11 protein-coding genes are annotated in these 15,944 nt (G+C 44.4%); 3 read left to right on the forward strand and 8 right to left on the reverse strand.

The genetic code is table 11. From position 1 onward, the window contains the following. Window positions 1–127: 127 nt before the first annotated feature. The 8 genes from phoU to MSMAS_RS14260 form a co-directional block, all read right to left on the reverse strand. The gene (gene phoU / locus MSMAS_RS14225; RefSeq protein ID WP_048040874.1) at window positions 128–778 is read right to left on the reverse strand and encodes a phosphate signaling complex protein PhoU; all 651 of its coding nucleotides are present in this window, start codon (window positions 776–778) and stop codon (window positions 128–130) included. 5 nt (window positions 779–783) lie between these two features. Beyond that, complete coding sequence (gene pstB / locus MSMAS_RS14230) at window positions 784–1,560, reverse strand: phosphate ABC transporter ATP-binding protein PstB (RefSeq protein WP_011033941.1); 777 nt, start codon at window positions 1,558–1,560, stop codon at window positions 784–786. A 75-nt stretch (window positions 1,561–1,635) separates the two neighbouring features. Beyond that, window positions 1,636–2,493 carry a phosphate ABC transporter permease PstA gene (pstA, locus tag MSMAS_RS14235; protein ID WP_048040870.1) on the reverse strand — a complete coding sequence of 286 codons (858 nt, stop codon included), beginning with the start codon at window positions 2,491–2,493 and terminating at the stop codon, window positions 1,636–1,638. A 68-nt stretch (window positions 2,494–2,561) separates the two neighbouring features. Further along, window positions 2,562–3,452, reverse strand: a complete 891-nt coding sequence (gene pstC / locus MSMAS_RS14240; protein WP_048044713.1) for a phosphate ABC transporter permease subunit PstC — start codon at window positions 3,450–3,452, stop codon at window positions 2,562–2,564. A 46-nt stretch (window positions 3,453–3,498) separates the two neighbouring features. Continuing rightward, on the reverse strand, window positions 3,499–4,407 hold the full coding sequence (locus MSMAS_RS14245; RefSeq protein ID WP_011033937.1) for a PstS family phosphate ABC transporter substrate-binding protein: 909 nt from the start codon (window positions 4,405–4,407) through the stop codon (window positions 3,499–3,501). A gap of 517 nt (window positions 4,408–4,924) precedes the next feature. Next, window positions 4,925–7,726 carry a DNA-directed DNA polymerase gene (locus MSMAS_RS14250; protein WP_048046709.1) on the reverse strand — a complete coding sequence of 934 codons (2,802 nt, stop codon included), beginning with the start codon at window positions 7,724–7,726 and terminating at the stop codon, window positions 4,925–4,927. Between the two features lie 108 nt (window positions 7,727–7,834). After that, entirely contained in the window at window positions 7,835–9,913 is a 2,079-nt protein-coding gene (locus tag MSMAS_RS14255) for a putative cobaltochelatase (protein WP_048046713.1), read from the reverse strand. 20 nt (window positions 9,914–9,933) lie between these two features. Beyond that, entirely contained in the window at window positions 9,934–11,691 is a 1,758-nt protein-coding gene (locus MSMAS_RS14260; RefSeq protein WP_048046718.1) for an S-layer protein domain-containing protein, read from the reverse strand. Between the two features lie 353 nt (window positions 11,692–12,044). On the opposite strand from MSMAS_RS14260, the gene MSMAS_RS14265 reads away from it, so the two are divergent. From MSMAS_RS14265 to MSMAS_RS14275, 3 genes are read left to right on the forward strand one after another with little or no spacing between them, the layout of a single operon-like run. After that, on the forward strand, window positions 12,045–12,638 hold the full coding sequence (locus MSMAS_RS14265) for a hypothetical protein (protein ID WP_011033933.1): 594 nt from the start codon (window positions 12,045–12,047) through the stop codon (window positions 12,636–12,638). A gap of 53 nt (window positions 12,639–12,691) precedes the next feature. Continuing rightward, entirely contained in the window at window positions 12,692–14,212 is a 1,521-nt protein-coding gene (locus MSMAS_RS14270; RefSeq protein WP_048046720.1) for a WD40 repeat domain-containing protein, read from the forward strand. Between the two features lie 4 nt (window positions 14,213–14,216). Further along, the gene (locus tag MSMAS_RS14275; RefSeq protein WP_048046722.1) at window positions 14,217–15,935 is read left to right on the forward strand and encodes a WD40 repeat domain-containing protein; all 1,719 of its coding nucleotides are present in this window, start codon (window positions 14,217–14,219) and stop codon (window positions 15,933–15,935) included. Window positions 15,936–15,944 lie beyond the last annotated feature (9 nt).

Below are 15,944 nucleotides of genomic sequence, written 5' to 3' on the forward strand. Positions count from 1 at the left end.
AAACATACACATGGGCGAAAAGTGAGAGCCAGAAACGAAAAGTAAAAAAGGAAAAAGGGAAGAAAAAAGAAACAGGGAAGAAAAAAGAAACAGGGAAGAAAAAAAGAAATAGGGAAAAAAACCCTTTTCAGTTCAGTTTAATGCGTTCAGCTGTTGCAAGGTAAACAACGCTTTCACAGATATTACAGCAGTGATCTGAAATCCTTTCAATATAACGAATAAGGAAAAGCAAATATGTGGCTTTGGAAATAATGCTGGTATCCTTTGCCATCATTTCTATCAATTCAACCCAGACTGCATAAAAGAGTTTATCCACCTCTTCATCCCGGGATGCTGCCACTTTTGCAAGCTCAGCATCCTGAGTCTCAAAGGATTTAAGGGAATTTTCAAGCATATATGCTGCAATATCTGCCATTTTTTTCGTATCTATAAGTGGCTTTATGTGGCCGCCTTCGAATTTTCCAGGAATTTTGGCAATATTAATAGAAAGCCCGACTATTCTCCTAAAGTCTGCTGAGATCTTGAGTGCTGACACGACAAGCCTGAGATCACTTGCCATCGGCTGCTGAAGTGCAAGCAGGTCAAAAACAGAAGCCTCTATTATTTCCTCGAGTTTATCCACTTCAGGCTCAAGAGCAAGAGTCTTTCCGGCAAGCTCGACGTCAAGATTTATAACAGCCTCCATTGAGTCTCGAAAAACCAGCTCAGACATTTCCCCAAGGGAAAGTACGGACTCTTTAAGCAGATCTAGCTGCTGAAGGTATCGTTCTCTGACCATAGTTATCACCCGAACCTGCCAGTGATGTAATCCTCAGTGCTCTTTTCCCTGGGGCTGTGGAAGATTTGCCTTGTCTGACCGAACTCAACAAGTTCTCCCATAAGGAAAAATCCGGTATAATCCGAAATCCTGGCTGCCTGTTGCATATTATGAGTTACGATTACTATTGTATAATCTTTTTTGAGGTTCATAATCAGGTCTTCAATCCTTGCAGTAGAAATAGGATCAAGAGCGCTGGTAGGCTCATCGAAGAGGATAATTCGGGGTTTTACCGCCAGAGTCCTTGCAATGCACAGCCTTTGCTGCTGACCGCCGCTTAAAGAAAGAGCAGGAGATTTGAGCCGGTCTGAAGTTTCTTCGAAGAGGGCAGCCGAACGAAGGGCATTCCTGACAACTCCGTCAATATCCTTTTTATTTACTCCATGAATACGCGGCCCATATGCAACATTATCGTAAATTGACATCGGGAAGGGGTTGGGCTTCTGAAAAACCATTCCTACCTGTTTTCTCAGCTCAACGACATCAACATCAGTTCCGTAAATATCCTCGTTTTCGATTAAAACTTTGCCTTCTATCCTGCAGTTTTTAACAAGATCATTCATCCTGTTTAAGCAACGGATGAATGTGGATTTACCGCAGCCGGAAGGACCTATAAGAGCAGTTACGCTGTTTCTGGGTATCTTCAGGGATACATTCTTAAGAGCCTGTTTTTCCCCGTACCAGAGATTAAGGTTTTCTACTGTTATATGCGTCTGAGCTACGTTTTGAACAACTTCAGTCATTTATTGACTCCGATTATTGTGTTAACCTGATAATTATTGAAAATTACAGAAAATATCCTGCTTACCTTAATTGATTCAGATTTTCAATTTCTGCCTGTAATGCCTGCGGATCATAACCGCTATGATGTTTAATCCCAGCACAATCATCAAAAGGACAAGAGCTGTCCCGTATTGAAGGGGCCGGGTCTGGATAATGTTTGTCCCTGAGGTTGCAAGAACAAAAAGATGGTAGGGAAGAGCCATGAACTGGGAATACACAGAATCAGGCATCCTTGGCAAAAAGTAAGCAGCGCCTGTAAGAAGAATAGGAGCTGTTTCCCCTGCAACCCTTCCTATACTCAGGATCGAGCCCGTAACAATCCCCGGGATTGCCGCAGGCAATACAACGTGCCTTATAGTCTGCCACTTGCTTATTCCGAGTGCGAGTGAAGATTCACGGTATTCGTTCGGGACTGCGATCAGGGCTTCCTGAGTGGAACGAATAATTACCGGAAGAATCAGAAGAGAGAGAGTAAGGCAGGCCGACAGCAGAGAAGAACCAAACCCGAAGTACTTAACGAAAAGTGCGAGTCCGAAAAGCCCGAATACGACAGATGGAGTCCCTGCAAGGTTATTGATTGCCATTTCTATGAGCCAGGTAGTGCGGTTTTCTCCTGCATATTCGTTCAGGTAGATAGCAGCCATAATCCCCACAGGAAGAGCTACAGCCATTGATCCCAGAATAAGATAAACAGTGCCTGCAATTGCAGGATAGATTCCACCCTGGGTCATCCTCATCCGGGGCATTTCGGTAAGAAACTCAATGCTGATTGCACTGTAACCATTGTAAATAATATAGGCGAGAATAACAACCACAAACCCGGCTACGGTCATTGCTGAAAGGGTGAGAAGTGAAAAGGCTATTTTTTCGCTTGTTCTTGCATTTAGCCCCATACTCAATCCCCCCTGTACCCGAAGGGATTTATGATCGTTTTCGTTTACTTTTGTACTTAGTTCCACTTTCAGTCCACCTTAAACCTGTATCTTTTTTTGACCATATCCGCAATCAGGTTAATCAGAAAAGTTATGATGAAAAGGACAGACCCAACCGCAAAGAGGGCATGGAAGTGCGCGCTTCCCTGAGGGACTTCACCCATCTCAAGTGCGATTGTGGCAGTCATTGTTCTTACAGGGTCCAGAATGCCGCCGGGAAAAGAAGGAATTACTGCAGTGTTTCCAGTTACCATCATAAGGGTCATTGTCTCCCCTATTGCCCTCCCAATGCCGAGCATCACAGCAGCTGAAATTCCGGAGAGAGCTGCAGGCACTATGACCTTGTAAATAGTCTGCCACCTTGTTGCCCCCAGAGCAAGCGAACCCTGCTTGATAGTACTGGGAACCGAACTTATAGCGTCCTCAGAAATGGTAATTATTGTGGGGAGAGCCATGATTCCGAGCATTATGGAACCTGTAAGAGCAGTCTGTCCGGTAGGCAGGTTGAATATATTCTGAACTGCAGGAACCAGGATGACAAGCCCGAAGAAACCGAATACAACAGAAGGAATACCTGCGAGAATCTCAATAAAAGGTTTCAGGGCATCCGCAACCTTTGGGGGCGCAATTTCAGAGATATAAATGGCAGCAGCAATTCCCAGAGGTACTGCAAAAAAGATTGCTCCGGCAGTAACTATAAGAGAACCGAAGAAGAGAGGCAATAATCCGAACTGCCTGTTAACTGATGTTGGATACCAGAACTTTCCTGTGAGGAAGTCCAGAAGGGACGTTGCTTTAAAGAGAAGTAAACTGTCCCTGAACAAAAAAAGGCATATAAGGAAAAGGATGACAACCGTAAGGGCACTTACTGAGAAAAGCACCGACTCAATCGTCTTCTCCTTATAATTCCTGCGAAACATGTTTTTACCTTAAAGTGGTTTTACTGTAACAGCTTGTAGGCTTTTATTACTGATCTGCAGGGAAGTACCCTACTTCAGTTACCAGGCTCTGTCCTGTTTCGCTGAGTACAAAGTCAACGAACTCCTTTGTCAAGCCTGAGGGTTCACCATTGGTGTAGAAGTAAAGAGACCTTGAAAGAGGGTATGCACCGCTGAGGATGTTTTCAGGACTTGGGGTTTCAGGGCCGTTTCCTGCATCCAGGCTTAAGGCTTTTACACTTTGATCAAGGTATGCAACACCGATATATCCGATTGCATTGGGATTCTGAGAAACTTCCCCAACTATTCCCCCTGTTGCAGGCTGGGTAAGTGCATCAGGTCTATATTCATCTCCCTGTAAAACCTCTTCCTTGAAATATTCGTAAGTACCTGAACTGCTGTCCCTGGAAATCACCACAATCTTCCTGTCTTCTCCACCTACGTCCTTCCAGTTGCTGATGCTTCCATTGTAGATGCCGCGCAGCTGGTCAAAGGTAAGTTCAGAAACAGGGTTCCCGGGGTTAACAACAACTGAAATGCCGTCATAGGCAATTGTTGTCTCCACAGGGGTGATGCCGTTAGACTGAGCAGCTTCTATTTCTTCGGCTTTAATTTCTCGGGATGCTGCAGCAATGTCGACTTCACCATCAATGAGAGCTGTAATCCCAACACCCGACCCACCACCGGTGACAGTTACACTTTTGTCAGGGTTTTCAAGCATGAATTCTTCAGCTTCAGCCTGAGCAAGGGGGAGAACCGTATCTGAACCTTTCAGAGTAATACTCCGGGATTCAGCCCCGGGAACTTCCCCTGAAGAGGTTTCTTCACCCTGAGAAGAACTTTCGCCATTTTCATTTCCGGTACATCCAATTCCCAGAAATACAAGTCCAAACACCAGTAACGTGAGGATTGCATATGTTTTTAATTTATTTACCATGTTACACATACTCCATTAAACAAATAACAATAAACTAACAATCTATAATCTACAATATCATTTATCGTACAGGAGGTAATAAAAAGAGAGAAATATATAAGGATTCTCCACATATAATATATTGAGATATATATAAGGAGTCCAGCCCCAGTAATCTATTTAACTATATAGCAAGTATGTAAAGCATATAGCTAAGATAAAACTTGCCAAAAAAGTAAAAGACTAATTGTTAAAAGAATAAAAAACATACCAGCTCAGTATATTCACACTTAGGAACACTTCTCCTGCCCCCGAAAGTTTATTATTCCTCAAAAGTTGCGGAGGGCCTCTCCAGCCTTTCTGGCGTCTTCAAAAAAAGAGATGACTGCGAGAAATGGATTAAAAAATATCCAGATTATTTTCAAAGAAGAGTAATTTTAATCAAAGAAGGGCAATTTTAATCAAATGAGGGTAATTTTAATTATTCAGCAGATCCGAAGCTATCTGGTGTTATTATTTTCTGGTTTTTCCTTTTTCTTTAGAAGTCAAACAGTGAACGCTGCTCTGCACGTCCGTTTTCCTGACATGGGACCTTTTCTTCCTGCACGATTCCTGTTATTTTATGGGAGGGAACTTTTTGGTTTTCCTGTTTTTTCACTCCGGGCTCTTTAACTTCAAAATCGAAGAGGCCTTTTTGTTTAGAGTCAAAGTCAAGAGATGAAACATTGACCCCGAAGACTTCCAGTATGCGTTCAACAGGAGGCAGGATCTGTTTCTTAACGTAATAATCAACATCAAGAGGAACATTATGTTCCCGGACATAATCAGGGTCCTCAGCGCGGTCTACAAAAAGACCTTTCCCTGCCACGATGACAAAAGGAATCCTTGTCCCTATTGAAGGCATGACCCCTGTCCGTTTTTTCAGGTTTTCCGCAACTGTGAGGTGAGGCTGCTTATTTTTGTAACTGTCCGTTCTCCGGGTAAGTGTCCGGGTAAGGACAAGTTTCTCAATGATACCTGCATCTTTCCCCGGGTCAAGGTTTCTGACATCACTGACCACGTTACGTACATGTTCTACAGCCCCGTCAACGTCACCTTTTATAAGCACAAGCTTGAGGACTTCATTAAGTGTAATGGAGGTCAGTTCACACCAGTCCCTGCGAACGGTTTCCATTCCTTTGACCTTGATTTTGTTTTCCCAGCCAGAGTTTCTGGGTTCAAAAAGCCAGAGAGCATAGCGCTTCTTTGCAATGAGCAGGGCGCGTTTTGCAATTGCCTCAAATTCAAGTTCCATGGGGTCCGGAAGAGATGCCGACACAATTTGGGACAATCTGTTCCCTACAAGGCTTACATCTTCAAGGGAAAGGTCTCCTTCTGACCTGCAGTGTACAAAAACACTATCCGTGTCCCCATAAGCAACTGACAGATCAATTACTCTGTCCTGAGGGGAAATTTCTCCTGCTTCCTCAAGAAACAGGGCTGCGGAATCCCTGAGGACAATTTTTCCTATATCGTTATTGATGAGATCCCTGGTGTTGAGGATATTACTTCTCCCGAAGCTGGTTACAGCATTTGCAAGTGTCAGGCTGTAGAGCCTTGCCCTTGCATATCCCGAATAGCCGTAAAAACTATTCAGCAGGATTTTTATAGCTAGCTGGGTTGCATCAAGCACACGGTACTCATTTTTGTCTGAAGTCAGTCTCATCCTTTTCTTTGTCTCGCCCCTCTGGTTAAGAAGGTCTTCAAGGATGGAGGGGACAATTCCCCTGTAAACCTCGGGAGGCACGAATTCTCCCCCTGAAGGAGGCTTTATAGCTTCCCCGTCAGGCCGGTCCTTTGTCACAACAGTCGTATAACACAGGTTGTGAGCCATCATAATTGTAGGATAAAGGGACTTGTAGTCAAGGATGAGCACATTTTCCAGAAGCCCTTTTTTTGGCTCAAGAACTTCCCCGCCTTTCAGGTCAGAACTCATGTCATACCTTTCTGCCGAAAGTTCGTCTCCTGGCTTTGGAAGGATGACCCTATCTCTCAGCCCAAACTCCCTGAGAAGAAGGGTCTCAACCATGGAAGTCTGGCCTCCGTCAACGATTTCCTGGAGCAGGCTCCCGCTTACCTGGGCAAGGGCAATATATTTGTCAAGAAGCCTCAGGTTAAGTACGAGCTCAAGTGCAAGTTCAGCGTCCCTGCGTGCATAATCAACGAATTTAAGGAATTTCTCCCCGGAGTCATTCCAGTGCTCCTCCATTTCCAGCGGAGGGACATCAAGTTTCTCACGGCTCAGAAGCTCTTTTGAAACGGCTCTCAAAGTATACTGCTTCAGGCTGAAAGCTCTCCTTACAAGCGGGAGGGCATCAACAACCACCCTTCCTTTAACCTCAGTCCGAGTAATGAGCCCGAACCTTCTGTAACCTATATGGCTGCCGTCCCTGCCCACAACAGGATTGATGTTTTCCCCTTTTGCATTCAGGGCTTTGACCCTGTCAGTTATATAGGGGATATCGAAGTCCTGGTGGTTGTATCCTGCAACAATATCAGGGTCGTACTCGCAAATAATCTCGAAAAAGCGGTTTAACATATCGGTTTCGTCTTTGCATGGGAGGACGTCTCCGTTCATGCCGTCAGCAGGCTTTGCCAGCAGGATAAGTGTCTTATGCTCTTTATACGCAGGTTCGAAAGAGAAACTGATCATAATTATTGGAGAGACATCCGGAGAAGGCATCCCTCCGTCGAGGGGAAGACACTCGATATCAAAAGAAAGGTATTTCAGGGGAGCAATAGTCAGGTTTTCAACCCTTTTTAGCTCAGACCCGAGTATTGAAGTGTCACATGCAAACTTTTCGCAGCGGGAGTTTCCTGCAGAGCCTGCTCTTAAGTACCTGGCAGGGTCAACAGGCTTTCCTTCTGCAGAAATCCATACCATGCCTCCAAGGTCTCTGTCAATTAAAAAGCGGTTTCTGAAAAGAATATCACTCTCATAAACCTGCCAGTCACCTTCAGCTTTCAAAACATCCTGGATCTTCAGAACTTCGTCCCTTATCTCAGGAACATCCCTTGGCAGGCTGGTAGTAATCCTGAGCATTTTTGTTTTCGTTTTCTGGTACCCTACAGGCTCGAACTTTTCGATGATTTCGACCTTTTTGACCTGCTCAAAAGTATCCTTAATAAGCCGTGCTACAGCGTGCAGGTCTCCTGAGGCCTTGAGGTAAAAGTAAGGCTCAAAATCCGGGACAAAGCAGCATACACTTTTTCCGTCCGCCCCCCTGCCAAAGAGGCGGATGACAGGTCTACTGTCAACGATTTCGTAATCTGCATCCAAGATCTGAAAATCCATAGGCATGGTTTAAAGCTTAAGATAGACATATAGCTTTTGTTGTATTTTTGAGAAATGAAGTCTCACCCTGAAAAAGCTCTCCATACCCGAAAAAATACAAGAATCTTAATAAACTCAAACTGAAGAAACGCCGGGATGCATCATGATTTCAAACGGGGCTGAAGCTCTAACAGCATTAACTATAGAATCCGCTTTTAAATTTTCAAGAGTGAGATAGGTAGCTCCAAGAGCTGTGGAGATCTGCTGTGCAAACCCAAATTTAATCATACTGTTTTCCGTATCAATTACAGCAGACTGGATGCCTTCCTCCTTTAACCTGGATGCTATTGTGATTATTTCATGGAGAGGAGGTTCGCCGTTCATGCTTACATTTGCCCTGCCGTCAGAGATAAGGACCATAAAAGGGCAGGTGTCAGGGTCACGCCTGAGTTCGCTTTTTATAATCTCATACCCCTTTACAAGCCCCCTGGAAATCGGAGTCTTCCCTCCCGTGGGCATCTCCTGAAGATATTTTTGAGCCAGTTCTATACTGGAAGTCGGAGGCAGCAACAGTTCTGCGCTATCTCCTTTAAATGCGATAAGCCCTACTCTGTCCCGTTTCTGGTAAGCATCCATCAGCATGGAAAGGACCGCACCTTTGGAAGCAACCATTCTCTGCCTGGCTCCCATGGAACCGCTGGCATCCACCACAAAAAGGACAAGGTTGCCAATCTTTTTCTCACGAATTTTTTTTCTTAAGTCAGGATCATGAATTATTATGGAATTTCCGTTCTTTTCCCTTGTGAGCTGATAAGGAGCAGCTGCCCTGAGAGTAGCATCGAAGGCAAGGTCTGTGGTTTTTTCATGAGGAATTGCACTCTTTATATACCTGCCCTGTCTGGAACTGGTAAAGGTTTTACTTCGCCTGCCCGACCCTTTCCGGTCAGCCCTGATAAATTCAGGAGCAAGCTGTTTTATCTGATAGTTTTCCCCTGTAGCAAAAATAGTTTCTGAAGAGGCATCAGGCTGCCCTTCGGCATTGCTCTGTGCGTTTTCCGGCTGCTGCCCTTCCGGGTGTTCGTGAGTTTTTTCAGGGTTTTCTTTACGGTCCTGCTTCTGCTGTTCCTGATTATTTTGATCTCTATTTTGCTCTTTCTCTTTATTCTTCTCTTTCTGTTTTTCCCTGTGTTTTTCAATGCTTTCATCCAGCTTATCCTGTTTGTCGGAATGAGAATCAAAAGGTTTTCTGCGCATGCGGTGAGAAAGCACAAGTTCTGCAGCTTCTTTTACGTCTTCTTCAAGAACGTCAGCCCTCCCGTTAAAAGCTGAAAGAGTGATTGAGGTTTTCATCATTGTTATGTCTGCCCTGTGCCCGTCAACACCCATATCAACGCAGATCTGGCTGATCAGCTCAAGCATATCGTCCGAAATCCGAACTTCGGAAAGAAGCTGCTTCGCGGTGAGGATCTGTCCGCAAAGCTCGGTTTCGGCAGCCTGCCAGTTTGCTGCAAAGCCCTCAGGGTCTGCCTCGTAACTGAGCCTGAATTTTATAAGCTCAACCCTTCTGGAAACATCACTGATGCCTTTTACATCCACACATAAGCCGAAACGGTCAAGAAGCTGAGGACGCAGTTCCCCTTCCTCAGGGTTCATGGTGCCCACGAGCACAAAGTTTGCAGGATGGGAGTAAGAAATCCCTTCGCGCTCAACAGTATTTACCCCCATTGCCGCAGAGTCAAGAAGTACATCTACAATGTGGTCATCCAGGAGGTTGATCTCGTCCACGTACAGGATGCCCCTGTGAGCCATTGCAAGCACACCCGGCTCAAAACGTTTTTCTCCTTTTTTAATAGCATGTTCAATATCAAGGGTTCCGACAACTCTGTCCTCGGTGGCGCTTACGGGGAGGTCCACTACCTTCATTTTTATCCGGGAAACTCTCAGGTTTCCTGCATTTAGTTTTCCAAGGCATTCCTCACACAGCTCTTTTTGATATTGAGGATTGCATTTGAATTTACAGCCCTCAACGACTTCGATTTCAGGCAGGAGGTTTGCAAGGGCCCGTACTGCCGTTGATTTGGCAGTGCCTTTTTCCCCTCTGACAAGGACTCCGCCAAGTTTAGGGTTAATGAGATTCAGGACAAGGGCTTTTTTCATTTTCTCCTGCCCGACTATGGCGGTAAAGGGATAGACAGCAATATTATGGTTCTTCATATTTTTGCCCCGGTTTATTTTCAGACTCCTATAAGGTATTCTTCAATACTCATAGCTGGTATGGACCAGCTTGAAACGGACGGAAGGATGGACCTTACATTTTCCACCTTATTCATGTAAGGGTAAAAGGTAACAAAGAGATTCCCCGCGGTCTTCTTTTCAAACCTTCCAATCCAGATATCCTCCGTTACATTGATATCCGAACCGGACCAGACCACATGCTTATTTTCGAGCCTGAGTTTCGGATATGTTTCAACAATAGTAAGCTCTCCGTACTCCTTTCCGTAATTCAGCTCAAGCGGGCTGTCAGAGAAGTGCAGGAGGTGTTTCAGGTTAACAGCAGAGAGTTCATCTCCCTGTATTACACTGTCAACATATACTGAAAAAAGGGGCACCTCCACACCATTTAATTCCTTTTTGTAGAGGAAAGTGTGAGTTCCCAGGTCAGCGGATTTACCGGGAGAGATTATGCTTGAATAAACCGGGAGTTTGTTCCTGGAAAGAGTGAGGCAGGCTTTATCCGATGCCAGATCTGTAACTTTCAGGGTATACCCTTCTTTTAGGTCGTATTCTTCATTCGGGTAGAGGATTTTCTCATCTTCTTCCAGAAGGATATTTACAATACCTCTATCAGTTCCGAGATATGCGTATTCTTCACCGTTCCAGCCAAGCACTGAGTATCCCTGATTAAACCAGTCTGTCCCGTAATCCATCATTTCCGGGTTTTCATAAGTTACCTTAACAGGCAGGGATTCATAAACAAGGCCTCCTTCGGGGACCCAGTCGTTTCCGGCGTCAAGCGTTATGCTGAGGCTTTCCGTACTGAGGTCGTATTCCGGGTCATAGAATAGCATGCCAAAAGAATCTGCTGTCCAGTTGCAGGAGTCAGGATAGGAATCGGACCGGTTTACAGTTAAGGATGTGCCCCTGATTTTATACGATTTTATAGTGTCCTGGGTCATGTTGTAAGAACATGCCCTGTAAACAGTATCAGCAACTCTCAAATCAATCAGGTTGTCAAGGACGGTTATGTGGTCCCCGGGCTGCATCCTGATAGGTGCTTTGTTTTTCAATTCGATACTCTTATTTGTAACTGAGCTGACTTCGAACTTTCCGTATTCATCCCCTTTTTCAATCCTGCGAGGAGTATCCGAATAATGGTTTACGCTTTTAAGGCGCACTATCGGGTCCCTGCTGTCAAGAACCTTTTCCAGGGTCCCTTCAAGGATAACATACTCTTTGCCGTCGACCTCTGTCGTGAAATTAAATTTGGAACCCTCTTCCACGGTTTTTGTGGTAACCTGCTCGGAATTTTTCTGGAGCTCGAGAAGGGCATAATTCCCGTTTATGCCCTGAAGAACCAGTTTACATCCGTGCCCGAGATCAAAATCGTTTCCCCTTTGAAGATCACGGCTTCCGGAACTGATGAGGCTCTCACTGAGCAGCCCGTCCTCAAGAACCTTATATTTCTTCCCAAAAAAAGCAGTTGAACCGGAAGTGATTTTGGAAGTATAGATTGCGTCTTCGGTGTCAATAAACCCGTCTTCGGCAAAAGTAAGCTCCAGAGTTTCATAATATGTTCCTGAAGTTGTTGAATAATAAAACCCCGGGCAATTTTCCGCATTGAGAATGTGATGGTCTCCCGCTGCGATGCTTATAAGCTGGCCCCGCTGTTCAATAGCACCCTCTGAAGGAATGGTAATAAATAAAACCACTATTAGAAAAAAAATTGAATACTTAAATGGTAAAATAATACGATTATCATCAATAATATCCATAAGAATAGCATGAATAGTATTACTAAATAATCTTTTCTTTTTTATTTTATGAAATCAAAAAAACGTGAAAGAAAAAATAGATTCAAATTCAGTATATTTTTGAAAAAATGCCCATTTACTTATAAGACGCAAATGAAATAATAAAGTCATTAGATCCTGAAAAATAGAAAAATTCAAAATAAAGAGTCAGTGAAATTTGATCACAATTATAACCTGAGATCCATTTTTTTGCAAATATAATTTTTAAAATTATTCCCAATTCGTAATCAAAATATTAAAAAAAGTATGAATATATTTGCAGAATTTAAGATTATTTAGAAATATTTATTACCTACTAACAATGACTATTTTTTATGCCTTCAGGAAAAAAAGCCATTCCGGGATTAATATTCCTCCTCTTTGCAGTCCTGATGATACTGTACTTTCAAACAGCAACTGATGAGAAGATAATTTATGAGGAAAATTTTGAGGACAGATCCGGGATCGAAGGAGGCTTCCTCGGGTGCGAAGACAGCACACTTTATCTGGATACTCAAAACCCTGCACGGACCGGGGAAGGGGTATGGAATAAAAATATAAGCCTGTCTCCCGGAAAAATCTCATGGAACTGGGAAGGGCAGGATACGGATAACTTCAGCCTCTGGTTAAAGATCTCATTCAGTGACCACAAATCTATTTATTATGTTGCAGCAGGGAGCAGGAACCCACAGTCTGAAGGCGAATTTTACCGGGATGAGGAAAACAGGAGGCGTTTTTCTCCTTCTGTCGTAATCTCCGGAATCCCCATGGGTCTGGTTGAAAGAGATATCATTGCGGATTATACCGGTTATTGCGGTCCTGCTGAAAATATAAAGATTGTGAAAATGAGTGCAGGGTTTGTAGACAACAGCACAGATCACACGAACCTGTTGAAGATTTCAGACCTGAAAATCCACGGAAAAGCGTAATCAGTCAAAATAACCTGAAAACCAGATAGCCTGAAAACCAGAGGGATCTGAAAATGAAAAAAAGCAGTATAGCATTGATACTATTATTTGCATTTATCTTATTGACAGTTTCAGGATGCATATCTTCCGATATAATGTCTTCAGGTAATGTGTCTTCTGACAGCACATCTCCGGATGAAGGCGAAGGAAATGCAGGGGAAAACTCACGCAATGTACTGAATCAGATAGATACGGCATCTTATGAAAAATCTTCGCCTTATCTTTACTGGGAGTATGAGCTTGGGGACATAATTCCGGAAAACATAAGTGAAGGACGGGGGAACACTCAGGACTGTGTAAGGTTTACCACAGACGGAAAATATCTAGCTGCAGGGACAGGAAAAGACCTCACTGTTCTTGATGTGGCAGGTAAAAATGTTCTCTGGAAAAAGACTCTTAAAGGAAATATTTCAGACCTTTCTTTTTCAATAGACGGAAAGTACCTCATTGCTGGAGAGAGAAGCGCTGACGGCTGCATATATTCCTTTGATGCCAGCACTGGTGAAGAGATACACCGTTACAGGACTGCAGATGACCTGGGGACAGACGAGAACTACAGAAACCAGCCCTGCATATACAAAATAAAGACTTCTGATGATGCCGTGTATATTGCAGCAGGGAGATACTGGAAAGATTCCGGATATGAGCTGGCTTCAAGGGTTTACAGGTTCAGTCCTGATGGCAATCTGTCCTGGAAACTTCCGGCAGCAGAAAATTACCCCGGAAGTGTAAACTGGATAGATTCAAGCCTGGACGGAAAAAATGTTGTTTTTTCAACGGGAGACTGGACAAATTCCCTTGAAATAGGTGCGGTAATTTACTCTGTGGATGAAAGAGGGAGTTTACGCTGGAAATACGAAATCCCGCCTCTTAGACCTTATTTTGTCTCTGCAGCAGTCTGGCACGGGCTTGATGTTTCGGATGACGGTTCCATAATAACTGCTTTTACAGGGGACGGAAGAAAATACCTGTTTTACGACTCCGAGATGAAAAAACCTGGAGACGGAAAATCCGAATGGCACTCCGAAAAATATCAGTCCAATGTGACAGCCCCGGAAGAGCTTGAAGGCAGCGTCATCTACGCCTATGGCGAAAACGCGAAAATCGCATCTGAAGATGAAATACTCTACCTTACAGGTGCCACACTTCCTGCATATTATCCCGGAAACGTCCCTATGGCATACCCACTTGAAAACTCACTCGTATCATGCGATGCCGAAACAGGAGAGACTTCCTGGACATACAGCCTCGGAGGACGCTGTGCAGGAATTATTTACTCTCCCGATGAGAGGTTCTTTGCCCTGCCAGTCGGAAAAGATACCTCATCAGGCAATACTCAGGTCCATGGAATCCATGTATTCGATTCCCGGAAATCCGGAAATGGGAACTCAAAACTGCTCTGGACTTTCAGGACCGAAGGGGTTGTTGCAGATGCTGCAATTTCTTCAGACTGTACCGTAGCTGCGGTTGAACTTCCTCTAAAACTCAAAAACGGGGATGTAACCGGAAAACACAGGTTAATAATTGTCAGGTGAGAGAATGAGATGGAAATATTTGGTAGTCCTGCTTATTGTGATTTTACTGGCTTCGGGATGTGCTGAAAAAAGCCAGGGGCCTGGAGCCAGCGCAGCTTTTCAGGAGCCGGAGTCAGATACTCAGGATACTGAGAAAACAGGCAATTCCGAAGAAGGAGTCCACATAGACTCAGTGGTTTTCTCAAGGGCTGGGGCTCTACTTACTCTGAAAGATGAGGCAGAAATTTCGGAAATCGGGGTTTACTCTGAAAGCGAAGAGATAGCTTCTCAGGAGATCGGAAAAAACAAAGACAATGTTTTTGTTTCCTTTAACTGGGACCCTGAAGCCCGGTACAGGTTTGAAGTGATTACAGGTTCAGGGGCATCCGGCACTATAGAAGCATATGCCCCTTCAAAACCCTCCCTGAAAAAGGAGTATACAATAGAGCTTGAAGATGTAACTCCGGGAGATATCGAAAAAACCTCAACAAACGTGGAAGGTGCGTTAAAATTTTCTCCTGACAGCGAATATCTAGCCATAGGGACAAATGGAGGCTCTCTTAAACTCATAAAGGTAGCAACAGGTGAAAAGGTGTGGGAAAAACAGCTCGTTAAAGGGATAGCGGACGCAAGAATAGCAGACATAGAGTTTTCAGAAGACGGCAAACGCCTTTTTGTGGGAGAAGAAAGCCCTGATGCTTTCCTCTATTGTTTTGACCTTGAAGGAGCTGAAATCTGGAAATATGGAGCAGGTAAGGAACTGGGTTCGGACCTCAAGTACATGCCTGCCATGAAAAAGATAAAACTTGACTCGGAAGGGAATATTTACGTCGCTGCAAGCAGGGCATGCGGTTATATCGGTGAGAAATACAAATACCTAGCAAGAGTCTATTCCTTTGACCCTGAGGGCAACCTGCGCTGGAAATTCCCGGAATCAGAATACATGGACTCTGGAGTTACATGGATTGATGCCACTCCTGATGGGAAATACGCTGTTTTTGGCACCACATGTTTTACAGAAACAGAAAAGTGGAGAGAAGGCACTGTCCATGCCCTGAACGGAAACACAGGACAGGAACACTGGAGCTACAAGATCCAACCGGTTGAGCCGTTTTTTGACTATTCCGCAATCTGGTACAGCACGCAGATCACTCCTGACGGGGAAAAGCTGATAACAATGACAAGCGACGGCAGGGCTTTTTTATTCAATAATTCCCGGATCATAGAGACCGGGACCCCGGAAATTGCATGGCAGCAGAACATTTCAACCCCTATAGTCGTGAGTGGAGTCCCTATCTACGGCAGTGCTAACTATGCTTACATAGTCAATGACACCCTTATATTTTCAATAGGTAGCACCTTCTCCAAAGACAAAAACAAAGATGCACCCTTTGAACACCCGAGCGGAAACAGCCTTTTTGCATATGATTATGATGGAAACCTGCTCTGGAAATGGAGAGTTGACGGGTATGCGGGAGAATGTGCAGTAAATGACCGCTACCTTGTGATTCCTCTTGCCCAGAACCTGGTAACCGAAGACAGAAGTGTACACGGAGTGTATGTCTTTGACGCATCAAAAAGCGGAGGCGCAAGTTCAAGGCTCATCCAGACCTACAATACCGAAGGAATAACGGTCTCTGCTGATATCTCACCCGACGGCAGGTATATTGCAGCCCTGGAAGCCCCTTCAAGGCTTGACGACGGCACGGTTCTCGGAGAATATAAAGTGCATATCCTGACCTGAGGGGGAAGT

It is taken from the genome of Methanosarcina mazei S-6 (genome assembly GCF_000970205.1).
In the GTDB taxonomy this organism is placed as follows: Archaea; Halobacteriota; Methanosarcinia; order Methanosarcinales; family Methanosarcinaceae; genus Methanosarcina; species Methanosarcina mazei.